We start from the raw sequence: 23,806 nt of genomic DNA on the forward strand, positions 1-23,806 counted from the left end.
AATAATGATAGAAGTACCACAAGTAGTGACAATCGCAGGGATTGATTCGAGCGGTGGCGCTGGTATTAATGCAGATACTAAAACATTTCATAATCAAAAAGTTTATGCTGCGACAATTGTCACAGGACTGACGGCACAAAATACCTATGGTGTGCAAAATATTGCTCCTAGCCATCCAGAATTTATTCTTTCACAATTTGATTCTGTATTCTCTGATCTAGAGATTTCTGCAGCGAAAACGGGAGCATTGTTCGGTAAAGCTCAAGTTGAAGCAGTTATTGAGGGACTGAAAAAATACAAAGTCAATCATCTCATCGTTGATCCTGTAATGATAGCAAAAGGAGGAGCAAGATTATTATCTAATGATGCAATAGAGCTCATCAAAAAGGAGTTGCTTCCTTTGGCAGAGGTCATCATTCCAAATATAGAAGAAGCTGAAGTAATGGTTGGCTATAAGATTGAAAATCGCCAAGCACTTATTTGCGCTTTAAAAAATTTACAGAGGATGGGCGCTAAAAATGTACTAATCAAAGGAGGACATACAGACAGTGAAGTTGTGTCAGATGTTTTACTGACAGGAGATGGAAAAATAAGTCATTATGATTCAAAAAGAATAATGACAAGCCGAACGCATGGTACAGGAGATACTTTGTCGTCTTATATTACAGCTCACCTTGCCCAAGGAGAGACATTGATTGAGATAATGCCCAAGGCAAAAGCCTTTATTCTGGCTACGATTAAGGAAACGATTCATGTAGGACATGGGCATGGTCCACTGAATCATTGGGTGAACACAGATGAATAAAGAATTTTTAAGATGCTATTTCATTGCGGGACCACAAAATTTTCCAGGATTATCTATCTGGGAAGCGCAAGAAAAAATTGTTTTAATCATGAAAAGTGGTGTAACTGCTTATCAATTTAGAGATAAAGGTACAGTTTATCAAAATGATAGACAGCGCCTAGAATTAGCCCAAAGCCTGAGAGACACAGCAAGAAAACTTGGAATTCCTTTCATAGTAAATGATGATGTTGGTTTGGCAATAACACTAAAAGCTGATGGAGTTCATTTAGGACAAAATGATGAAAAATTGAGTGATGCAAGACAAAAAGTTGGGCGTTCAATGATTATTGGACTTTCAGTCAATAATGCTACAGAGTTGGCCAAAGCTCAAGAGAGTCAAGCAGATTACTTAGGAGTTGGACCAGTTTACCCAACATTAACCAAGACAGATGCAACTCATCCCATTGGTGTGCAAGAATTAGGAAAAATGATGCCTCAAAACCATCTTCCAATTGTGGGGATAGGAGGTATTGGGTTATCAGTCTTACCAGAGCTTGTTCACATAGGGATTGATGGTATAGCAGTAATTTCTCTTTTAACGGGTTCAAATCATCCTGATACAGTGGCGAAAACAGTGCTAGATACATTTAAAGCCCACTAATAGGATAACTAAACGTTTTCACAGGATTTTTCAGTCCGATCTGATTATTTTCTGATATAATGTCAATAAGCTAAAATGACGTCAAAATCATTTTAGCTTATTCCTTTTTTACTGAAGAAAGTTGAGGAAACTCAAGTGAATCAAGCACACAATAGGTCGTTTAACAAAGCAACCACAGCTGGCTTTATTATTGCTCTAGGGATTGTTTATGGCGATATTGGGACGAGTCCCTTATACACGATGCAGTCTATTGTCGAAAGTCAAGGTGGACTTGAGAATATTTCCAAATCGTTTATTGTTGGTGTAATTTCCCTGATTATTTGGACGCTGACACTCATCACAACGATAAAGTATGTACTAGTAGCACTTAGAGCTGATAATAATCATGAAGGCGGAATTTTCTCATTATTTACCTTAGTTCGTAAGTATGCTAAGTGGTTGATTATTCCTGCAATGATTGGTGGGGCAACATTACTTTCCGATGGAGCATTAACGCCAGCAGTAACAGTTACCTCAGCAGTTGAAGGTTTGAGGGCAATTCCAGCTTTCCAAGATGTTTTCAAAGGACAACAAACGCCAATTATTATTATAACGCTGATTATTTTAGCTATTTTATTTTTAATTCAACGTTTTGGTACAGCGATTGTAGGGCGCGTGTTCGGCCCTGTTATGTTTGCATGGTTTAGCTTTCTTGGTGTTACTGGCTTAATCAATTTGTTTAATGATTTCTCCATTTTGCAAGCTATTAATCCGTATTGGGCAATTCACCTTCTCTTTAGTCCAGAAAATAAATCAGGAGTGTTTATTCTTGGTTCAGTTTTTCTTGCAACAACTGGTGCAGAGGCCCTGTATTCTGATTTAGGTCATGTTGGACGTGGGAATATCTATGTTAGTTGGCCATTTGTTAAAGTTTGTATTATCTTGAGTTACTGTGGTCAGGCAGCTTGGTTATTAAAAAATAGAGGGGAGTCATTAGGAGATGTGAATCCTTTCTTTGCAGTATTACCACATCATATTATGATTTTCGCAGTTATATTGGCTACATTTGCAGCAATTATTGCATCTCAAGCCTTGATCTCTGGCTCATTCACATTAGTTTCAGAAGCGATTCGTTTAAAAATATTGCCAATGCTTAAAATTTATTATCCGGGTCAAACTTTAGGGCAGTTATATATTCCAGGTGTTAATTTGGCTTTGTGGATGGCCTCTAGTTTCATTGTATTATATTTCCGTACATCAGCCCATATGGAAGCAGCTTACGGACTGGCTATTACAGTCACAATGTTAATGACTACAATATTATTGACCTTCTATCTTTCTCACCAGTTAGCAAGACGGTCGATTGCCATTTTGTTCTTTGTTTCTTTTGTTCTCATCGAAGGAATGTTCTTTATCGCTTCTGCAGTGAAGTTCTTGCATGGAGGATATGTTGTTGTTATATTTGCAGTTATGATTCTGTTTGTTATGTCTATCTGGCACAAGGCAAATGAAATTGTGTTTAAGTATATCAAATCGCTTAATATTAATGACTATAAACAGCAAATAAAGTCATTGCGGGATGATGAATCATATGATCTCTATCAAACGAATGTGGTTTATTTGACGAATCGGATGGATGGAGAGATGATTGACCGTTCAATTTTGTACTCAATCTTGGATAAACGTCCGAAACGAGCAGAGGTTTATTGGTTTGTTCATGTAAATGTAACGGATGAACCTTGGACTGCAGAGTATGAGGTAGATATGCTAGATACTGACTATATTGTCAAAGTTAATCTTTATCTTGGATTTCGACAACGTCAAGAAGTGCCACGATATTTGCGTACAATTGTGACAAATCTGATGAAATCTGGACGTTTACCCGAACAAAATCAGAAATACTCCATTACTAAAGGACGGAGAGTGGGAGATTTTCGTTTTGTAGTTATTGAAGAAAGGATGACTAATGCACGTCAAATGTCAGATTTTGACCGCTTTGTACTAAGAACAAAATCCACAATAAAGAATGTCACGGCATCGCCTGTACGCTGGTTTGGACTGCAATTTTCCGAAGTTTCTATTGAGAAAGTACCGCTGGTCTTATCGGATGTACGTAATTTGGAGATTATTGAACGTATTATTCCCCAAGTGCCAGAAAATGATTAATAGAGTTTTTGATGAAGTCTTAAATGATAAATGAAAGAACTGTGCAGATTTATGCACAGTTCTTTGAAATAAATGATGAGCTTAAGTTCAAACTGCAAAAATAAGAGGCTTTCTGATATAATATGGTTAGCTAAAGGGGATAAATAAATTCACTATTAGTTAGTTACTATTTGTAATGTAAGAAAGTTGAGGAAATTAAGAATTGAGTCATCCACGCAATAAGTCGTTTAATAAAGCGAGTGCAGCTGGCTTTATTATTGCATTAGGTATTGTCTATGGTGATATTGGGACAAGCCCTCTTTATGCCATGCAAGCAATTGTCAGAGGACAAGGGGGATTGGAAAATATATCTCAAAACTTTGTTCTGGGTGCAGTTTCACTTGTTATTTGGACATTGACGATGATTACTACGGTTAAATACGTACTTGTGGCTTTGAAAGCGGACAATCATCATGAGGGAGGGATTTTCTCACTTTTTACTCTTGTGCATCGCATGAGAAAATGGTTAGTTATTCCTGCAATGATTGGTGGTGCTACGTTGTTAGCCGATGGAGCACTGACTCCTGCTGTAACAGTTACTTCTGCGATTGAAGGATTACGAGGAGTGCCTAGTCTTACTCATATTTATTCAGACCAAACAGCGGTTATCATCACAACAATGATTATCCTTGCTTTTTTGTTCTTGATTCAGAGATTTGGGACAAGTCTTGTGGGGCGTTTGTTTGGACCAATCATGCTTTTGTGGTTTGGTTTTCTTGGTGTAAGTGGACTTCTTAACTCATTTTTGGATTTATCTATTTTAAAAGCAGTAAATCCTTATTATGCGATTCATTTGTTACTCAGCCCTGAAAATAAAGCTGGTTTCTTTATTCTTGGTTCTATTTTCTTGGTTACTACGGGGGCTGAAGCGCTGTATTCAGACTTGGGGCACGTTGGTCGTGGAAATATCTATTTCAGTTGGCCTTTTGTTAAGGTATGTATTATCTTATCTTATTGTGGACAGGGGGCTTGGCTTCTTGCGCACCGTGGCGAAAGTTATGAGCAGTTAAATCCTTTCTTTGCTATTTTGCCACAACCTTTGGTTGTTTATGCTGTTATACTAGCAACACTTGCTGCGATTATTGCTTCTCAAGCTTTGATTTCTGGTTCATTTACGTTAGTTTCAGAAGCTATTCGTTTGAAATTGTTGCCTTTACTTAAAATTTATTATCCAGGACAAACACTAGGACAACTCTATATTCCTGCAATTAATCTTGCTTTGTGGGTAACAACATCATTTTTTGTGCTGTATTTTAGAACTTCTGAACATATGGAAGCGGCTTATAGCCTTGCTATTACAATCACTATGTTGATGACTACAACTCTTTTGACTTATTTCTTAATTCAAAAAGGAATACCTAAAATTGCTGTTGCCCTTGTGGCAGTGGTTCTGTTTGTTATTGAAGGTTCGTTCTTCGCGGCTTCTTTAGTTCAATTTATTCATGGTGCATATATTGTTGTACTGATTGCTCTGCTTATCATTTTTGTGATGTTTATTTGGAGTAAATCCCATAAAATTGTTCTGAAATACATTAAATCACTGAATATCAATGATTATAAAAAGCAACTAAATACGCTACGTCATGATGAATCTTATGACCTTTATCAGACTAATGTGGTTTATTTGACAAGTCGAATGGACCATGAATGGATTGACCGTTCAATCTTATATTCAATTTTGGATAAACGTCCAAAACGAGCAGAAGTTTATTGGTTTGTTAATGTGAAGGTTACTGATGAGCCTTATACTTCTGAGTATAAAGTCGATATGTTGGGGACGGACTTTATCGTTCGGGTTAATTTGTATTTAGGTTTCCGTATGCGTCAAGAAGTACCACGCTATTTGCGGACTATTGTGACTGACTTAATGGAGTCGGGTCGCTTGCCACAGCAACATCAGCATTATAGTATTACACCAGGTCGAAAAGTCGGAGATTTCCGTTTTGTCGTGGTAGAAGAAAAATTGATGAATGCGCGGCAAATGCCTGGTTTTGAACGATTTGTACTTCAAACTAAAGCACAAATTAAAAAAATTACAGCTTCACCAGTACGTTGGTTCGGTCTTCAGTTTTCTGAGGTAACGGTGGAAACTGTGCCATTGGTTCTATCAGATGTTCGTAATCTAGAAATTCATGAACGCCTAGAGCAAACAGAGACTGAGCCGACTCAATGAGTCTATAAATAAAAAGAGCGATAAGCTCTTTTTATTTTATTTGGGAATTAGCATTTTTGTGGAACGCTTCTTTAAAAAGGTTCGTTTATACTAGTTCATCTTTAAGTTTTATTAGAAAATTATTAGATGAACTGCAGATATACTGCCTTGTGATTCGACTAGCAAGTCTACTTGCGTAGCAAGAGCTATTTCGCTTTCCGACTTTAGTCAGTTGCTACTGCGACTAGGTGCTTTGCCTTTTGCTCTTGCTGCTTTTGCAGCTAAGCAAACGGACAGCGGTTGCATAGACCGTTCGCAGAACAGCGTGCGAAGCACGTAGCACCCATAGCGAGCGTGGACAGCGAAGCAACGAAGTTGCGTAGATAGTAAAATCGACAGCGTAACGAAGTGAAGATAGAGCGAATGGACACTTGGGATATGGACAGCGGAGCGAAACAGAGATAACTTTTAAATGACACGCTTAAAAGTTGAACAGTATTAATAATTTCCTGTAAAAATGATTGTTTTTAAGGAGCAATACGTTTTCTGGCAGCTCTTTTACGCCCATTGTCAATCATTTGTTTTTTCTCTTTGATTGGATTGATGACTTGGGATTTTATACAGAGTGCGCCAGCGGTAAGAGCGATAAGCGTGAATGCTTTTCCTGCGACGAAACCTGTGATGAATGATTTATTGTGCATAATAGTTCCTCCAAATTTTGTTTAACGTGCAAGCCTTTTTCGAATCGCTTTTTTATGTCTTTCCATATTTGGAATATCTGCTGAAACTTGTGACATTTCTGGAAGATAACCTTTGTGTTTTGCGACGAGAAGAGTGGTTCCTGCGATAGTGATTTCGATGGCTTTTCCAATGAGATAGCCTTTGAGTAACTTATTCATAAAGTTCCTTTCTGTTTGTTTCTTATAATTTATATTTTGTTATATTATTATTATAAGCTAAAGATTTTAAAATGGATAATAATATGATGAAAAAATGAGATTGATGAGCTTTCAATAAAAATTAACTGGTTAAGGTTCAGATGGGCTTGGTGTGGTACGATGGAGGGAGTTGGTAAAAAACAATAAATTCATAAAAAAGAAAGAAGGTAGAAACTGCGATGACAATTACTGGTGTAAAGATTGACAAAAAGTTTATGAAGGACTTATTTATTCTGATCATGGGTGTGGGACTTTATGTTTTATCTGTTCAGATGTTCGTTATTCCCAATTTTTTGGCGAGTAATGGTGTAGCTGGAGTCTCTGTATTGATGGACTTTGTTTTTGGTGTCAATCCTGCCTTAACTTTTTTTCTTGTTAATATTCCGCTTTTTCTTTTTGGATGGCGTTTACTTGCACCGCGGGTGTTGTTATTAAGTATTCCTGGGGCTTTGTCAATGAGTTTGTGGTTGCTTTTATATGAGGCTTTAGGTGTTTCTGGAATTGAGTTTTCGCATATTATTTTTGCTGGAATAAGTGATGGAATTCTCTCGGGGATTGGTGCAGGATTAGTTATTATTTCTGAAGGGACATTTGGCGGTTCAATTTTGCTGAGTCGAATTTTGGAAGAACAATGGAATTTTAAGATTGATAAGGTGTTGTTTATGGTGGATGTTGTTGTACTGGGACTATCACTTTTGACTTATCTTGCGCTTCCTAATTTTGCGGTGACTTTATTATCTTGCTATATATTTAGCAAGGTGACCTTAATTGTAGGGCGTCCTGAATATCGTAAAGGATTGGTTTTAAAGGGTAAAAAAGTTTACAAAAAAGTTTTTGCGGCTTGAAGGTTAATGGAAAAAGAATAAGGTAGTGTTGTATAGTGGAGATAGTGTTACTTTATCCTCTGACTAAGAGGCGGAAACTGATTTTGATAAAAAATGTAAAGTGATTGAACATGGTTCAATTGCTTTTTTGATAGGATGTTTGAATTTATTGTCGAAATCTGAAATAATAAAGTCTAGTGATTGTAAAAGTTGACGAATTGACAAAAAATTAGTTTGCTTCATCCTAATATTTTAATGTGTTGAGTGGTAAATAGGATTAGATATAAAAGTGAGAATTTAATAATAGAGTGATGAAAAATAAAGTTTTAGTTATTGTAGGACCTACGGCGGTAGGAAAAACGTTGCTGGGGATTCAACTTGCGAAAAAGATGAATGGTGAGATTATTTCTGGAGATTCGCAACAAGTTTATCGAGGACTAGATATTGGCACTGCAAAAGCAACACGTGATGAACAGCGGTTAGCGAGACATCATTTGATTGATATTCGTGATTTAACAGAAAATTTTTCTGCTCATGATTTTGTTGTTGCGGCCAATCAGAAGATTGCACAGCTCTTGAAAGAGGAGAAAGTTCCTATCATTGTTGGCGGAACGGGACTTTATATTCAAGCACTGGTAGAGGGCTATCATCTTGGAGGACAAGAAAATCATGAAGCAATGATGGAACTTCGTGAGCATTTGTCAGTACTGACAGACGAAGAATTGTTTGCCAAAATTAAGAAAAATGGGTTGCGAATTCCTGAAATGAATCGTAGGCGTGCAATTCGTGCGTTAGAATTGGAAAAATTTGGTGCAAGTAAAGAAAAAAATGTAGCACCAGTTTATGATTTTTGCTTGATTGGTTTAAATGCAGATCGGAGTGTGCTTTATCAACGGATAAATCAACGTGTGGATTGCATGATAAATGCGGGTGTGCTTAATGAGGCACGTCATTTATTTGAGGATTATCCAGAAGTTCAGGCTGCAAAAGGGATTGGTTATAAAGAATTTTTCCCTTATTTTGCTGGAGAAATGGGTTTAGAAGAGGCAGTCGAGCTAGTCAAAAGAAATTCGAGACGCTATGCTAAACGTCAATTGACATGGTTTAAAAATCGGATGGCAATTGAGTTTTTTGATGTTTTTGAGGAAAATTATCCTGAGAATGTCTTTGAAAAAGTGGCTGATTTTTTGAACTGAAGGACTTTTTGAAAAATGTTATAATAAAGGATGATGACAGGGCTGTCAGCGTACTGACAGAAAATTGTCAGTAAGATAATTTGATAAATTTAGAGGAATATGAGAAATGAATGACAAAAAATGGATAGATTTAGCAATGAAATATGGAGGTTATATGGCTCAAGACCGCATTTTTTTAGAGAATCGGCTGTCACTACTTACAAAGATGACTGATAAGCGACTACTTTCGACGCCACCTGCATCAGTGTTAAATGCTTATTTTGCCGAACTTTATCAGAAACGTTCTCCTAAGGATGCGACAGATTATTTCTTTGAACTTTCATGTGCGCTGGATATTTTTCAGGATGATCCTGACTTTCGATTGGAAGGAAAGGCGGGAGCTGAAAATTTTCGTTTTGTACGCTTGAACCTTTCTGGTAAGTCGTTTGGATTTTGCTATAAAAATAATCAAGAAGAAGCTGTGGTGTTCAGCGAATTTCCAGTAAAAATTACATCAGAATTAATTTTTGAAATTGCACAGATTTTTCCACATTATCTTTTACAGGAAATTGATGGAAAAATTTTGATGAAACCTGCTGTTTTTTCTACGGAATTTGAATTTGTCAGAGATGAAACTGTACTGACGACTCTGTCAGAAAATGATGATTTTATGCGTTTGTCAGGATATAATATTGATGATTTGCTTGAGTCAGCAGAGAAAATTGGTTATTTTAAACCGCTTCTTTTGCAATATGGTCATCAAAAATTTAATCTTTATATTTCTAAAGGTTTCTAAAAAATAGTGAACTAAAAGCTGTCAGTATACTGATAGCTTTTCTATTACAAAATTGTCATAAAATTTTGATTTTTTCTTAGAGAAATGTTATATTTATGGAAACGATTACTGACTATTTTGTCAGTTTAACGCAGTTGGGGTGGAAGTCTGTTAAAGGCTAGTGATTGGGACTTGTAAGAGACTTGGTGCGTCGGATTTTGCCATATCCTATGATATGATGAGATTACCAGATAAAAAGGAGGAACTTTTATGTTTATTATTCCGCTGATTATTTTGGCAGTTATTTTGTTGATTTTGATTCTAAGTTTGAGCACATTGGTTTTTGTGGTAAAACAACAAACTGTTGCTATTGTGGAACGTTTTGGGAAATATCAATTTACAGCTGGACCTGGTTTTCATTTAAAATTGCCTTGGGGAATTGACCGTATTGCAGCTCGAATTCAACTCCGTCTCTTGCAAAATGAAATGACTGTTGAAACAAAAACAAGTGATAATGTCTTTGTTACGATGAATATTGCAACACAATATCGTGTAAATGAAAATAGCATCAAGGATGCTTATTATAAACTCATGAATCCTGGAGAACAAATCAAGTCTTATATTGAAGATGCTCTCCGATCTGCTGTGCCAAAGCTGACTTTGGATGAACTTTTTGAGAAAAAGGATGAGATAGCACTTGAAGTACAGCATCAAGTAGCGGAAGAAATGGAAACTTATGGCTATATTATTGTTAAAACATTGATTACGAGAGTTGAGCCTGACTTAGAAGTTAAGCAATCTATGAACGAAATTAATGCGGCTCAACGGAAACGTGATGCAGCTCAAATGCTTGCTAACGCCGACAAAATCAAGATTGTCACAGCAGCTGAAGCGGATGCAGAAAAAGATCGTTTGCGTGGGGTAGGTATCGCGGGACAACGTAAAGCAATCATTGATGGTTTGGCGCAACAAATTGCTGAGATGAAAAATACAGGAGTGAATCTCTCAGAAGAACAAATCATGTCCGTCTTGATTGTCAATCAGTACCTCGATACGCTTAATCAATTTGCTGAGCATGGCAATTCAACGATTTTCCTACCAGCTGGTGCTGCGGGTTCTGAGGATATTCGGACACAGATTATATCTGCCTTAAAAGCAAAATAAGAGAAATTGGATTAGAAGTAATCGAATGGCACTCTACATGAAAGTTGTAGTGTGTTTACTCTGGTTGTAGCTTGATTGAATGGCTACAGTTCAGAGTGTTTGATTACTTTTTTTCTTTGGCAAAATGTTAGGCTTGTTCTTGCATTTTTAGGGTAATTCAGGTAAAATAAAAGGGTTGGGAAACCATGTCCGCGTCCGTAGTGTAATGGATATCACGTAAGATTCCGGTTCTTGAGATGGGGGTTCGATTCCCTCCGGACGCATTGCAATATTATTGTGTTTTTCCTAAAATACAGGATAAAGCAAACGTAGTTTGTTTCCTTGCTACCAACTGAGGTAGCACATATTTATTAAGACTCGTTAGCTCAGTTGGCTTGAGGCACTGCTTCAAGGTAAGTGGATAAAGCAAACGTAGTTTGTTTCCTTGCTACCAACTGAGGTAGTACATATTTATTAAGACTCGTTAGCTCAGTTGGCTTGAGGCACTGCTTCAAGGTAAGTGGATAAAGCAAACGTAGTTTGTTTCCTTGCTACCAACTGAGGTAGCACATATTTATTAAGACTCGTTAGCTCAGTTGGTAGAGCATTTGACTTTTAATCAAAGGGTCGCTGGTTCGAGCCCAGCACGGGTCACTAATTGATTCAGTGAGAAAATTGTGGGGAGACTCACAATTTTTCTTGTTTGTATTTTGGAAAAGAGTGAAATGCTCTATATTAAACTGATGTTAAAGTGATTACTTCATTGGTGGGAGATTCTTTCTCCCCCACCAATGTTAGTAGAACGAAAGCAGAGCTTAGTGCTGCTTATCTCGCCACCTTATAGAGGTGGGGGAATTAGCACGCACTTGCTAAGTTAAAAATTCATTCTGGAAAATTAGATTTAACATTGGTTTTATGATGAATGAGCGATATTAAGTGGAGGAATCATGGAGATTCAATTTTTAGGAACGGGTGCTGGGCAACCGTCAAAATCTCGCAATACGCAGGCAATTGCCTTAAAAATGCTTGATGAACGTAATGAAATATGGCTGTTTGACTGTGGAGAAGCAACGCAACATCAGATTTTGAATACAGCAATTCGTCCGCGAAAGATTAGCAAAATTTTTATTACACATCTGCATGGTGATCATATTTTTGGTTTACCAGGATTTTTGTCCAGCCGTAGTTTTCAATCTGCTGAAGAACAGACGAATCTTGATATTTATGGTCCTAGAGGGATTAAGGATTTTGTGTTAACGAGTCTCAGACTTTCTGGTTCAAGACTTGGCTATCAGATTTATTTTCATGAATATGATGAGGCAGGGAAGATTTTTGAAGATGAGAGTTTTGAAGTTTATACAGAGCTTTTGGATCATACGATTTTTTGCTTAGGCTACCGCGTGGTTGAGAAAAATCGAGTTGGTGAGTTAGATGCGCCAGCTCTGCTTGCCGCAGGACTACCTTTTGGACCACTTTTTGGCAAAATTAAGCAAGGTGAAATTGTTGAATTTGAAGGAAGAATATTTAATCCGGATGACTATATTGGAGCCGAAAAAATCGGAAAAGTGGTAACGATTTTAGGCGATACGAGAAAATCAAATGCTGCTGTGCGTTTGGCTTGGGGGGCTGATTTGCTCGTTCATGAAGCGACTTATGAAGCAGTTGAGAGTAAAATGGCGCGAGCGCATGGTCATTCTACATCAAAGCAGGCGGCAGAAGTTGCTAAAGAAGCGGGGGTAAAAAGACTTTTGCTAACTCATATTAGCGCACGCTATGTAGGACCAAAAGTCGGACAACTTGCAGGTGAGGCTCAGGCAGTACATAAGAATAGTTTTGTTGTTAAAGATTTTTATGAGGAGAAAATTGACTAGAAACATATTGATTACTGGGGCGACAGGTGATATTGCGCAAGAAATCGTCAAGCTTTTAGCGCAGGAACAGTTGATTCTGGTTTCTCGGAGTCTGTCAGCACTGACAGAACTTTATGGATATTTGTCAAATGTAACTTTGTTGACAAATGAACAAGTACTTGCTGATGGAATTTCTGTCAGTGTTGATATTTTGATTAATAATGCAGGATTTGGTGTTTTTAAAACTCTGTCAGAGCTGACAGATGCAGAAGTTACAGAACAATTTGTAATTAACACACTGTTTCCGATTCAGCTGATTCGGCAAGTGAATCCTAAGCTTCAAATTGTCAATATTGCTTCAAGTGCAGGTAAACTTCCAACTGCCAAATCAAGTATTTATGCGGCTTCAAAAGCAGCGTTGATTGTGGTGTCAGACGTTTTGAGGATGGAAAGACCAGAACTTATTGTGACAACCGTCAATACTGGACCTGTTAAAACAAAATTTCACAAGAATAATAAGACTTATCTTGAAAAAGTGGGGAAAAATGCGATTTCTGCTGAAAAAGTTGCTCGCAAGATTGTGAAGAGTCTTGGTAAAACTAAGCGAGAAATTAACTTACCTTGGCAATTAACGGTTGTCAGTAAGTTTAGAGTTTTATTTCCCACACTGACAGACTTTCTGTCAGTAAAATTTTTTGATTTTAAATGAAAAAATTATTGGTTTGAGTAGTCAAATGAAAGTGAAACAATCAGATTTTCTTTTGTTGTTATTTGTGTTAAAATGAAGGAGTTGTTCGGGAGTTCGCTTTGTGTTTATACTACAGCTTATTCGTTATAAAAATTAACACCAAATTGATATTGCTTTGCAATTTAGCAGGTCAGAGTCAGGGCAGATGCTCCGAGCGCCGTTCTGCGGTCTCCACTTGTTAAAGCAACAAGGAGAAAGAGTGTTCGCTACGCTGTCCGTTTGCTTGCCATTTGGCGCTATGAGCTTTGCTCATTTACAACCAAGGGGTCATGCGAAGCTAGGAACTAAAGTTCCAGGAGCAAAAGGTATTGCTACTAAACTAAGAGACAGCTGGGTAATGAAGTCAAGACTTATTCAGTGGCACTGAATTTAAAGTACAACCTCGCATCAGAGATATGAGGTCACTTTGTCCAAGGAGCCTAGGCGCTAAAAGCGCCAATGCCCTATGGTAGTCGGATGAAATTCAAGGCTTAGTGCTGCTTTATCTTTGCCCTAGAGCTCGGAGTATTAGCACGCACTTGCTTCGATAAATTTAAACAGAGGTGTTTAAATGATTCAATCAAAATATACATGGAAAATCACTGAAACAGTGCTTCCAGAAGAATTCAAAAAATTAACAAAAAAATATAAATTAGATGAGCTGACAAGCAATATTCTCTACAGTAGGGGCATTCGGGATGCTGATACGATAGAGAATTTTTTGCGTCCAAGTTTGGAAGAACTTCATGACCCATTTTTACTTCATGACATGAAAAAAGCTACTGACAGAATTCTGTCAGCAGTAGAAAATGGTGAAAATATCCTGATTTATGGGGATTATGATGCTGACGGAATGACAGCAAGTTCAGTTATGAAAACAGCGCTTGATGAACTGGGCGCAGAGGTTCAAGTTTATCTGCCTAATCGTTTTACAGACGGATATGGCCCCAATCTTGATGTTTATCAATATTTTATCAACAATGAATCTATTGATTTGATTATTACTGTGGATAATGGCGTTGCAGGTTTTGATGCGATTGAATGGGCCCAAAATCATGATGTTGACGTGATTGTCACAGATCATCATAGTATGCCAGAAACTTTGCCAAATGCTTATGCGATTGTGCATCCAGAGCATCCTGATAGTGTTTATCCATTCAAGTATCTAGCGGGGGTTGGGGTTGCTTTCAAAGTCGCCTGTGCGCTTTTGGAATATATTCCAAGTGAAATGTTAGATTTGGTTGCTATTGGTACAATCGCTGATATGGTCAGCTTGACTGATGAAAATCGGATTTTAGTTGCACATGGTCTAAAAGAACTTGCTAGAACCGAACGTGCAGGTCTACAAGAACTGATGAAGATTGCTGGCTGCGATTTTGGAAAAATTACTGAGGAAACTGTTGGTTTCCAAATTGCACCGCGCCTTAATGCGCTTGGGCGCTTAGATGACCCTAATCCTGCTATTGAGCTACTTACTGGCTGGGATGAAGAAGCGGCGACATCCATTGCGCAGATGATTGATGAAAAAAATAATGAGCGCAAATCAATTGTGGATAAAATCTATCAGGAAGCATCGGAAATGTTGACTGATGACCCTGTTCAAATTCTCTATCATGAAAATTGGCATAAGGGTGTTCTCGGCATTGTCGCGGGCAGACTTTTGGAGAAAATCCATAAGCCTATCATTATGCTAGCAGAAGAAGATGGGATTTTACGTGGCTCTGCACGCTCGATTGAAGCTTTCGATATTTTTAAAGCACTGGATTCACATCGGGAGTTATTTATCGCTTTTGGTGGACATAAACAAGCGGCTGGCATGACGCTCTCTATCGAAAATGTTGAGAAGCTTGAGCAAGTAATGATCGACTTTATCATGGACAATAACATTGATATGTCTGGAAAAACGGTGCTTGAACTTTCGGGAACTTGTGAATTGGATCGTCTCTCATTGAGTACTATAAATAATTTGGAGGCACTTGCTCCATTTGGTATGAATAACCCTAAACCTCGCTTCCTCGTGGAAAATTATAAAGTAACTCAAAGTCGTAGCATGGGTAAAGACAACAGCCATCTTAAGCTTAAAATCGAGCAAAATAAAGCGCAAATTGATGCAGTTTACTTTGGACATGGCGCAGAAGAATTAGAATTTGAGCAAGCTGAAACAAAACTAGCTGTGATGCTATCAAGTAATAGTTGGAACGGAAACACGACCGTACAACTCATGGTTGAAGACGCCCAAGCCGTTGGAATAGAGCTTCTTGACATTCGGAGTAAGCAAATTAATTTTCCAGAAAACACAAAAATTTTTGCAAAAAATGAGTTAAAACATGGTATAATGGAAGACGTGCTTGTTGTAGACGAGGTTCCAAGTTCTCACACAGGTCTGTCAGCACTGACGGAAGCCTTGTCAGCAGGAAACAAGTTGATTTATTTCAAAAACAAGATTGATAAAAATTACTATCTTACTGGTAGTGGAACGCGAGAGCAATTTGCAAAGTTGTATAAAGCAATTTATCAGTTTCCCGAATTCGATGTACGATATAAGCTGCGAAACTTAGCTGATTATTTGAAAATTCCAGAGCTTTTACTAGTTAAGATGATTCAAATTTTCGAGGAGCTTGGTTTTGTCAAAATTGACAACGGCTTAATGACTGTGGAAAAGAACGCAGCAAAACGTGAAATTTCCGAAAGTAAGATTTATCAAGAACTTCAGGAAACGGTTAAGTGGCAAGAGCTTTTTGCGCTTGCGCCAGTCAAAGAAATTTATCAAAAACTAACAGAAAAATAAAAACTTTCTTACTTATAGAAAGTTTGAAGAAAAGGAAAACTGACAGAAAACTGTCAGCACTAACAAAAATGGAATTAAAAGATTACATTGCAACAATTGAAAATTATCCAAAAGAAGGCATTGTCTTTCGTGATATCAGTCCGCTGATGGCTGACGGAAATGCCTACAATTACGCAGCGACTGAGATTGTTCAGTATGCGCGTGATAAGGAAATTGATATGGTTGTGGGACCAGAAGCACGTGGTTTCATTATTGGCTGTCCGGTGGCTTTCGCGCTTGGTGTTGGTTTTGCGCCAGTTCGTAAACCTGGAAAACTGCCTCGTGAAGTCGTTTCAGCCACTTACGAAAAAGAATATGGTACTGATACATTGACCATGCATGCTGACAGTATCAAATCTGGTCAACGTGTTCTGATTGTTGATGACCTGCTTGCAACAGGAGGAACAATCGGCGCAACGATTGAACTTGTTGAAAAAATGGGTGGTGTTGTCGTTGGTTGTGCCTTTCTCATTGAGCTTGATGAACTCAAAGGGCGTGAAAAAATTGGAGATTACGATTATAAAGTGCTGATGCATTACTAGTTTTTTCTGTCAGTAATCATCATCTCAAAAATTCTGTTAGCAAGATTTTTTCTTAACTTATGGAGAAAGTCGTAAGTACTGACAGAAATTTTTTCGCGTAAAAGAAGGTAAAATATTGACAGCAACTCAAATTTGATATAAACTATAAAAAGAAAATTCAGCCAATAGAGTTTGATTGTTTTGAAATGATAAAATGAGTTCACATCTTGAAGATTTATTTTTATCATCCACTAATTGTTAAACTCACATCTTATAACTGAGTTCGAGTCGCTTGTTGAGTTGTAGATATAAATTTTGAACAATTTAGCGTCTTGGATATCTTAAAATTGAGTTCGTCCTCCTAGAAATGAATGAAAAAAGATAAATCTCTTTGAGAAGTTTTACTTCTTTGCGTGATTTCCTATTTTTCATCATTTCTAAACAGTCGGATTCACATCTTAAATGAAAAGAGAGCAGAAACTTGAAGATTACAGCCTTAGAAGGACAACAAATATCAGAACTTTCAATGATTGAAGTCGCTCATGCACTTTTGGAGCAAAATGGCAAAGAAATGCCATTTGCCGAGATTGTAAAGACAATTCAAGCCTATTTAGGAAAATCAGACGACGAAATCAAAGCTAGTATTTCACGTTTTTATACAGAAATTAATACAGATGGAAGCTTCATTCCGCTAGGAAATAATATTTGGGCACTTCGTTCTTGGTATGCAATTGATGAAATTGATGAGGAAGTCATTGCTCTTGATGAAATCGAAGATGACGAAGAAGAAAAACCAGTGAAAAAACGCAGCAAAGTTAATGTCTTTGGTATTGAAGATGAGATTGATCCAGAAGATGAAGAAGGCAACAAAGAAACAGATGATGATATGTCTTACGATGCTGAAGCCGAAGATGAAGACAAAGATGATGTCGCTGCTTATGATGCCGAACTTGCTGAAGTTGAACTTGATAATGTAGATGAAGATGTCGAACTCGATGTTGATGATGACGACGACGACTCAGACGATACTGATGAAGACTAAAATGCATAAAAGTGAGGTGTCTAACCTCACTTTTATGAATATTTGCTTATCATTTGTAAAACATCAAGATAATGGTTACAATTAGAAAAAGCGAATTTTTAACTTATACTATGGCTAACCCGCTGTAAAAGCCAACAACAAATTGAAGTTGCTTTGTGCAACTTCATAACGAAGAAACATAGTATGTCAAGCGTAGTTATCACTAGTCACTTCGGCTTGCTCTTTAGCAGATTACAATTTGGAACTTGCCATTTTCGTGGCTTATTGAAATCAGAAGTCGAGTAAAGTGAAGATAGGGCGAATGGACATCTGTGGTAATTTAAAGTGGAACTAGTATAGCTTACCTCTTAATCTCGAATAACTCGAGTTACTTGATGATAGGGATTAGAGTTAAATGAAGTTTAATAGAGTTTTTTTATTGGTGACATAGTCATTTCAATATTTGAGTAAAAATAAATAATCCCAAATGAGCAAAGGTAGATTCTCTTTGAATTTGTACCCTTGGGCCTTATAAGGAGAGTAGATTTGGTGGATAAAGACACAACAGAATTTTCTCGAGAGAGTTTTAAAGAAAAAATTTTGCGTCAGCTTGAAGAAAATGCAACACAGCAATCTCATGAAGAACCTGATTCTAATGAGAGCTATTTTGAGCGTCCAAAATCAGATTTTAGAACATTAAATCAAAAAGAATCATCTTCTACATTTGAAAAGAGGAAGGTTGAGTTTGAACCTTATAACTTACCTGCTTTTGATTTTCCTAAGGATGATGATGACTGGGAAGAAGAATCTGAGGAAAAAACAACAGTTTCTCAGGAAACAGGCTCTTTACGTGAGAAATTAGAAGCGCTTGCTTTGGAAGAAACTCAAGAGCAATCAGATTACTCACAATTTTCTAGAAATCAAAATCGATATCAAAAGGAGTCTGGCAAGGAGGAAGTTATTTCAAATCCAAAACAAGCAAACCGACCGCCGAAGCGCAAACCTTCTAAGAAGAAAAAACGTGGTGCTAAAAAGAAGAAAAAGGTAACCGCAGGGCGAATCATCGCTGTGATTGTTTTACTTTTGATTTTAGCTGCTGCTGGGACGGGTTGGTATGGTTATAACTTTATTAAAGCAGGTGTGCAACCTTTAGACAGTAAAAATCATGTGGTGAAGGCTGTCAATATTCCAGAAGGTGCAAGTAGTAAACAAATTGGTGATATTTTGCAAAAACAATCCATCATAAAAAATGGGATGATTTTCCAATACTATACTAAATTTAAAAACTATACAGACTTTAAGAGCGGTTACTACAATCTCTCGCCCGACATGGAGTTATCTGCTATTGCCTCAAAATTAGAAGAGGGAGGCACACCAAAACCAGTTGCTCCAACGCTAGGAAAAGTGACTATTCCAGAGGGATATACCCTAGAGCAGATTTCTAAAGGAATCACGGTTAATGCTGATTCCAAAGATGGTAAGACCCCATTTTCGACGGCTGATTTCATGAAGACCGTACAAGACCCTGTTTTTATTGCAAAAATGGTCAAAGCATATCCAAAACTCTTTGCCAATTTACCTGATAAAAGTTCAGGAGTGAAATATCAACTGGAGGGCTATTTATTCCCTGCAACTTATGAATATACAAAATCATCAACTGTTGAAACGATGATTGAGGGGATGATTTCGGCGATGAATACGCAGTTGACACCCTATTATGGCACGATTGCTACGCAAGGAATGACGGTCAATGAAACTTTGAGTTTAGCGGCTTTAGTTGAAAAAGAAGCGAACAACGATGATGACCGTAGGCAAGTTGCTGGTACATTCTATAATCGAATGAATCAGGGAATGACTTTAGATTCCAACTCTTCGGTTCTCTATGCTGAAGGACAGTTGGGAGCTAAAACAACATTGAAGCAAGATGCAACGATTGATACAAATCTTGATTCTCCATACAATTTGTATGCGAATCAAGGAACGGGACCTGGTCCAATTGATAGTCCAAGTCTATCCTCAATCAAAGCGGTACTTCAACCTGCTCAAAATGATTATCTTTATTTTGTTGCCGATGTGACAACAGGCAAAGTCTATTTTGCTAATACATTAGAAGAACAAAATGCAAATGTTCAAACTTATGTTAATGATAAATTGAAATAAAGCAATGATTTTTCTATAATAGTATCTCACTTGAATGAGAGGAAAGTAGAAAAATTGTTTTAACCGGGAGTGCATCTCTGGATAAAGTTTATAAAAAAAGGAAAAATAAAAATGGAAAAAACATTCCCAATGACCCAAGAAGGTCTTGATAAATTAAAAGCTGAACTTGAAAATCTTAAGCTCGTAAAACGCCCAGAAGTGATTGATCGTATCAAGGTAGCACGTAGTTATGGTGACCTTTCTGAAAACTCAGAATATGAAGCTGCAAAAGATGAACAAGCTTTCATAGAAGGACGTATTTCTACAGTTGAAACAATGATTCGTTATGCGGAAATTGTAGACAACGCTAAAATAGCTAAAGACGAAGTGGCATTAGGTAAAAGAGTAACTTTTGTCGAAGAAGGTGAAACTGACGAAGAGTCTTATCAAATCGTAGGTACTGCTGAAGCAGACCCATTTACTGGTAAAATTTCAAATGAATCACCTATTGCACGTGTCCTTATTGGTAAAAAAGTGGGTGACACAGTCAATGTTCCTTTACCTGTTGGCGAAATGACAGTAAAAATTGTCAGCGTTGATTGATATTGGGAAAATCTTTGGTTGTACTAATAGTGAAAAAACTAAAATTATAACTGTCAGTTAATAAAGTAAAAAATTAATCATTAAAAGCTATCACTGATAGCTTTTTTGTTTACTGACAGAATTTCTGTCAGTTTGTCAGTTCCTTGCAAATTGCTTCTTTTGGTAAAATTCCTAAATTTTAGGTATAATAGTCAGTAATAGTCAAAGATTATATTTTAGATTATCCGACTTTGCTAAAGTTTTTCCCTAATAAAAGAAATTGTAAGGATAAATGATTTAATATACACTCATTCTATTTTAAAATCTAGCAGGATTTTATGCTCCATACAGTTGCGGAGTAATGTTAACTCATGGCTGTTTTTCACAACGGATTAATTATAGAAAATTACTGAAATAATAAAATGATAATTGTACGAATGTATTCATTCAACTTTGAATGCTTGTCAAGGCTGGACGAATATCAAATACGAAAAGAATAGGAAAGGATGGAAAAAATGTCTACTCAAAACACATCGGATATCATTGAAGCCTATCTTAGACGGTTACTTGAAGAAGCACAGGAAATAGAAATAAAGCGCGCTGATTTGGCAAATCAGTTTGATGTTGTTCCTAGCCAGATAAATTATGTCATTAAGACACGATTTACAGCGTCAAAAGGTTTTGATGTTGAGTCAAAACGTGGTGGTGGAGGCTACATCAAAATTGTAAAATACCACTATTCGGCACGGCATGAATTTTTGACAGCACTCTATCAGAAGATTCCATCAAATCTGTCAGTAAAGGCGGCTCATGATGTCATTCAGCATCTTTTTGATGAAAAGGTACTGACAGAACGAGAAGGAAACTTACTATTACTTGTCATTACTGACGGAAATATCAGCCCATTTACGCGTGGAACGATGATGAAAAGTATAATAAACAGATTGGACCGTGATGATGAAATTTGAAAATATAGAATACACAACTACTGTAGAGCAAATACTTGATAAGGCAGCAGAGTATGCTTACTATTATCAGTATGGTGCAATTGAAAGTGCTCATATTTTAGCAGCAATGACAACGACTGCTGGCTCGATTGCTTTTAGTGTACTTGCCGGAATGAAAGTTGATTCCTCAGATTTATTGATTGATGTGGAAGATTTATCTAGCCATGTTGTTGTTAAACGTGAAAAGTTAAGATTTTCTCCTAGAGCAGAAGAAATTATTCAATTGGCGGGACTTTTAGCGATACACAATGGAGCTAAGGTTGTAGGCACAGAACACCTTCTTTATGCTCTTTTACAAATTGAGGATGGTTTTGCATTGCAACTGTTGAAATTGCAAAAAGTGAATATCGTATCTGTCAGAAAAGAGTTAGAAAAGCGGACGGGTCTAAAGATACCCGAAGCTAGGAAAACAGTCACACCAATGTCTAAGAGAAACCTTGCTAAACGAGTTTCAGCGACGTCCACAACACCAACTCTGGACTCAGTTTCTTCTGATTTGACAGAATCTGCACGCGAAGGAAAGCTTGACCCAATGATTGGTCGTGAGGCTGAAGTCGAACGTTTGATTCATATATTAAGTCGACGGACGAAAAATAATCCTGTGCTTGTTGGAGAACCTGGAGTAGGTAAATCAGCGATTATTGAAGGTCTGGCTCAACGTATTGTAACAGGAGATGTTCCAGTTGGACTGATGAATAGTCGGATTATGGCATTAAATATGGCGACTGTTGTTGCTGGTACAAAATTTCGAGGAGAATTTGAAGACCGTTTGACAGCAATTGTAGAAGAAGTAAGTAGCGACCCAGATGTTATTATTTTCATTGATGAACTTCATACAATTATCGGTGCAGGTGGTGGCATGGATTCAGTCAATGATGCGGCAAATATTTTGAAACCAGCACTTGCGCGAGGTGATTTTCAAATGATAGGTGCAACAACTTATCATGAATATCAAAAATATATTGAAAAAGATGAAGCATTGGAACGTCGCCTTGCTAGGATAAATGTTGAAGAACCAACAACTGACGAAGCTATTTCTATCCTTCAAGGCTTGAAAGAAAAATTTGAAGATTACCATAGGGTTGCATTTACTGACGAAGCCATCAAAAGTGCTGTGACTTTGAGTGTTCGTTACATGACAAATAGAAAATTACCTGACAAAGCTATTGACTTACTCGATGAGGCGGCGGCATCAGTAAAAATTTCTGTAAAAAATCAACAAACGAAACGCTTAGAACTCGAAAAAGAACTGACAGAAGCCAAAAAAGAATTAGCAGAATCAGTCATTCAACTTGATGTGAAAGCGTCACGAGAAAAAGAAAAAGTTGTTCAAAAGATTGCTGACAAGATTAATAAATTTTCTGTCAGCACTGACAAAAAACAAGAAGTCACTGATAAAGCTGTCATTGCTGTTGCTTCAACACTGACAGGAGTTCCAATCACTCAAATGACAAAATCTGAAAGTGAACGCCTGATTAAACTTGAGCAAGAACTTCATAAACGAGTTGTTGGACAAGAAGAAGCGATTTCAGCAGTATCAAGAGCAATTAGACGAGCAAGATCAGGTGTCTCAGATAGCCGAAGACCAATGGGATCCTTTATGTTTCTCGGTCCAACAGGTGTTGGTAAGACAGAACTTGCAAAAGCACTAGCTGACAGTGTCTTTGGAAGTGAGGATAGCATGATTCGCGTGGATATGAGTGAATACATGGAAAAACACTCAACTTCTCGTTTGATTGGAGCACCTCCAGGATATGTTGGATATGATGAAGGTGGGCAACTAACAGAGCGTGTCCGCAATAAACCGTACTCTGTGATTTTACTTGATGAGGTTGAAAAAGCTCATCCAGATGTCTTCAATATTATGTTGCAAATTCTTGATGATGGATTTGTCACAGATACAAAAGGAAGAAAAGTTGACTTTAGAAACACAATTATCATCATGACTTCGAACCTTGGGGCAACAGCATTACGTGACGATAAAACCGTTGGATTTGGAGCAAAAGATATCTCCGCTGATTATAAAGCAATGAAAGCACGGATTCTCGAAGAATTAAAACGCCACTATCGTCCAGAGTTTCTCAATCGAATTGATGAAACAATCGTCTTCCACCCACTTGCTACCCATGAAATTGAACAGATAGTAAAAATTATGAGTAAATCTCTCATCAAACGACTGTCAGAGCAAAAAGTTCACATTAAACTCACATCAGCAGCAGCAAAACTGATTGCAGAAGTTGGATTTGACCCTGAATATGGGGCTCGTCCTTTGCGTAAAGCGCTCCAACGCGAAGTAGAAGATGTTTTGAGTGAACAACTTCTGACAGGAGAAATCAAGTCTGGCGATAGTATTTCTATCGGTGTGGCTAATAAAAAGATTAAAATCACTCATATTATTTGAGGTGTAAGCAGTTTCATGTTATAATTACATTAGAAATAAAGGAAAGGACGGTTCTGCAAGCAACAGAAAAGTCTTCTCTAAGAGAGTGCTAAATA

At 37.4% G+C, this 23,806-nt stretch carries 19 protein-coding genes and 2 tRNA genes; 19 read left to right on the forward strand and 2 right to left on the reverse strand.

All coding sequences use genetic code 11. From position 1 onward, the window contains the following. Positions 1-4 precede the first annotated feature (4 nt). The 4 genes from thiD to D7I46_RS00495 all read left to right on the forward strand — a co-directional run bounded on the left by thiD (position 5) and on the right by D7I46_RS00495 (position 5,802). Positions 5-805 (forward strand): bifunctional hydroxymethylpyrimidine kinase/phosphomethylpyrimidine kinase, encoded by an 801-nt coding sequence (gene thiD, locus D7I46_RS00480; RefSeq protein ID WP_120771088.1) that lies wholly within the window; start codon positions 5-7, stop codon positions 803-805. Further along, positions 798-1,445 carry a thiamine phosphate synthase gene (gene thiE / locus D7I46_RS00485; RefSeq protein ID WP_120771089.1) on the forward strand — a complete coding sequence of 216 codons (648 nt, stop codon included), beginning with the start codon at positions 798-800 and terminating at the stop codon, positions 1,443-1,445. Before thiD ends, thiE begins: the two co-directional genes overlap by 8 nt. Before the next feature lie 135 nt (positions 1,446-1,580). Beyond that, on the forward strand, positions 1,581-3,590 hold the full coding sequence (locus D7I46_RS00490; protein WP_120771090.1) for a KUP/HAK/KT family potassium transporter: 2,010 nt from the start codon (positions 1,581-1,583) through the stop codon (positions 3,588-3,590). A gap of 202 nt (positions 3,591-3,792) precedes the next feature. Next, positions 3,793-5,802: a KUP/HAK/KT family potassium transporter gene (locus tag D7I46_RS00495; RefSeq protein ID WP_120771091.1), complete on the forward strand. Its 2,010-nt coding sequence runs from the start codon at positions 3,793-3,795 to the stop codon at positions 5,800-5,802. Positions 5,803-6,308: 506 nt separating this feature from the next. Here the strand turns inward: D7I46_RS00495 and D7I46_RS00500 are convergent. Beyond that, on the reverse strand, positions 6,309-6,482 hold the full coding sequence (locus D7I46_RS00500; protein WP_120771092.1) for a DUF3042 family protein: 174 nt from the start codon (positions 6,480-6,482) through the stop codon (positions 6,309-6,311). Between the two features lie 21 nt (positions 6,483-6,503). Beyond that, positions 6,504-6,680, reverse strand: coding sequence for a DUF3042 family protein (locus D7I46_RS00505; protein ID WP_120771093.1), 177 nt, complete (start codon positions 6,678-6,680; stop codon positions 6,504-6,506). Between the two features lie 218 nt (positions 6,681-6,898). Between D7I46_RS00505 and D7I46_RS00510 the strand changes: the two genes are divergently transcribed. The 15 genes from D7I46_RS00510 (at position 6,899) to D7I46_RS00585 (ending at position 23,711) form a co-directional block, all read left to right on the forward strand. Continuing rightward, entirely contained in the window at positions 6,899-7,564 is a 666-nt protein-coding gene (locus tag D7I46_RS00510; protein ID WP_120771094.1) for a YitT family protein, read from the forward strand. Between the two features lie 287 nt (positions 7,565-7,851). Continuing rightward, a complete protein-coding gene (gene miaA / locus D7I46_RS00515) occupies positions 7,852-8,739 on the forward strand; it encodes a tRNA (adenosine(37)-N6)-dimethylallyltransferase MiaA (RefSeq protein ID WP_120771095.1) in 888 nt (295 codons plus the stop codon). 106 nt (positions 8,740-8,845) lie between these two features. Beyond that, positions 8,846-9,514, forward strand: a complete 669-nt coding sequence (locus tag D7I46_RS00520; RefSeq protein WP_120771096.1) for a hypothetical protein — start codon at positions 8,846-8,848, stop codon at positions 9,512-9,514. 249 nt (positions 9,515-9,763) lie between these two features. Continuing rightward, a complete protein-coding gene (locus D7I46_RS00525) occupies positions 9,764-10,657 on the forward strand; it encodes an SPFH domain-containing protein (RefSeq protein WP_120771097.1) in 894 nt (297 codons plus the stop codon). 191 nt (positions 10,658-10,848) lie between these two features. Then, a tRNA-Arg gene (locus tag D7I46_RS00530) sits at positions 10,849-10,920 on the forward strand. 297 nt (positions 10,921-11,217) lie between these two features. Continuing rightward, positions 11,218-11,290: transfer RNA gene (locus D7I46_RS00535), tRNA-Lys, on the forward strand. 293 nt (positions 11,291-11,583) lie between these two features. Then, positions 11,584-12,507, forward strand: coding sequence for a ribonuclease Z (gene rnz, locus D7I46_RS00540; protein ID WP_120771098.1), 924 nt, complete (start codon positions 11,584-11,586; stop codon positions 12,505-12,507). Further along, on the forward strand, positions 12,500-13,195 hold the full coding sequence (locus D7I46_RS00545; protein ID WP_120771099.1) for an SDR family NAD(P)-dependent oxidoreductase: 696 nt from the start codon (positions 12,500-12,502) through the stop codon (positions 13,193-13,195). Before rnz ends, D7I46_RS00545 begins: the two co-directional genes overlap by 8 nt. Before the next feature lie 589 nt (positions 13,196-13,784). Then, on the forward strand, positions 13,785-16,001 hold the full coding sequence (gene recJ / locus D7I46_RS00550; protein ID WP_120771100.1) for a single-stranded-DNA-specific exonuclease RecJ: 2,217 nt from the start codon (positions 13,785-13,787) through the stop codon (positions 15,999-16,001). 68 nt (positions 16,002-16,069) lie between these two features. Then, positions 16,070-16,582 (forward strand): adenine phosphoribosyltransferase, encoded by a 513-nt coding sequence (locus D7I46_RS00555; protein ID WP_120771101.1) that lies wholly within the window; start codon positions 16,070-16,072, stop codon positions 16,580-16,582. A gap of 460 nt (positions 16,583-17,042) precedes the next feature. After that, complete coding sequence (gene rpoE / locus D7I46_RS00565; protein ID WP_120771103.1) at positions 17,043-17,603, forward strand: DNA-directed RNA polymerase subunit delta; 561 nt, start codon at positions 17,043-17,045, stop codon at positions 17,601-17,603. A 525-nt stretch (positions 17,604-18,128) separates the two neighbouring features. Further along, complete coding sequence (mltG, locus tag D7I46_RS00570; RefSeq protein ID WP_120771104.1) at positions 18,129-19,742, forward strand: endolytic transglycosylase MltG; 1,614 nt, start codon at positions 18,129-18,131, stop codon at positions 19,740-19,742. Between the two features lie 111 nt (positions 19,743-19,853). Beyond that, positions 19,854-20,324, forward strand: a complete 471-nt coding sequence (gene greA, locus D7I46_RS00575) for a transcription elongation factor GreA (RefSeq protein WP_120771105.1) — start codon at positions 19,854-19,856, stop codon at positions 20,322-20,324. Positions 20,325-20,818: 494 nt separating this feature from the next. Beyond that, entirely contained in the window at positions 20,819-21,271 is a 453-nt protein-coding gene (locus tag D7I46_RS00580; RefSeq protein ID WP_120773240.1) for a CtsR family transcriptional regulator, read from the forward strand. Continuing rightward, positions 21,261-23,711, forward strand: a complete 2,451-nt coding sequence (locus D7I46_RS00585; RefSeq protein WP_120771106.1) for an ATP-dependent Clp protease ATP-binding subunit — start codon at positions 21,261-21,263, stop codon at positions 23,709-23,711. The genes D7I46_RS00580 and D7I46_RS00585 overlap by 11 nt, the downstream gene beginning before the upstream one ends. Positions 23,712-23,806: the final 95 nt, after the last annotated feature.

The organism is Lactococcus allomyrinae, from assembly GCF_003627095.1.
GTDB classification, from domain to species: Bacteria; Bacillota; Bacilli; order Lactobacillales; family Streptococcaceae; genus Lactococcus; species Lactococcus allomyrinae.

What these genes read in the sequence shown, in the direction of transcription:
- thiD (WP_120771088.1), top strand. Translation starts at nt 5, where the DNA reads ATGATAGAAGTACCACAAGTAGTGACAATCGCAGGGATTGATTCGAGC.
- thiE (WP_120771089.1), top strand. Translation starts at nt 798, where the DNA reads ATGAATAAAGAATTTTTAAGATGCTATTTCATTGCGGGACCACAAAAT.
- D7I46_RS00500 (WP_120771092.1), bottom strand. Translation starts at nt 6,482, where the DNA reads ATGCACAATAAATCATTCATCACAGGTTTCGTCGCAGGAAAAGCATTC.
- D7I46_RS00505 (WP_120771093.1), bottom strand. Translation starts at nt 6,680, where the DNA reads ATGAATAAGTTACTCAAAGGCTATCTCATTGGAAAAGCCATCGAAATC.
- D7I46_RS00510 (WP_120771094.1), top strand. Translation starts at nt 6,899, where the DNA reads ATGACAATTACTGGTGTAAAGATTGACAAAAAGTTTATGAAGGACTTA.
- D7I46_RS00520 (WP_120771096.1), top strand. Translation starts at nt 8,846, where the DNA reads ATGAATGACAAAAAATGGATAGATTTAGCAATGAAATATGGAGGTTAT.
- D7I46_RS00525 (WP_120771097.1), top strand. Translation starts at nt 9,764, where the DNA reads ATGTTTATTATTCCGCTGATTATTTTGGCAGTTATTTTGTTGATTTTG.
- rnz (WP_120771098.1), top strand. Translation starts at nt 11,584, where the DNA reads ATGGAGATTCAATTTTTAGGAACGGGTGCTGGGCAACCGTCAAAATCT.
- recJ (WP_120771100.1), top strand. Translation starts at nt 13,785, where the DNA reads ATGATTCAATCAAAATATACATGGAAAATCACTGAAACAGTGCTTCCA.
- D7I46_RS00555 (WP_120771101.1), top strand. Translation starts at nt 16,070, where the DNA reads ATGGAATTAAAAGATTACATTGCAACAATTGAAAATTATCCAAAAGAA.
- greA (WP_120771105.1), top strand. Translation starts at nt 19,854, where the DNA reads ATGGAAAAAACATTCCCAATGACCCAAGAAGGTCTTGATAAATTAAAA.
- D7I46_RS00580 (WP_120773240.1), top strand. Translation starts at nt 20,819, where the DNA reads ATGTCTACTCAAAACACATCGGATATCATTGAAGCCTATCTTAGACGG.
- D7I46_RS00585 (WP_120771106.1), top strand. Translation starts at nt 21,261, where the DNA reads ATGAAATTTGAAAATATAGAATACACAACTACTGTAGAGCAAATACTT.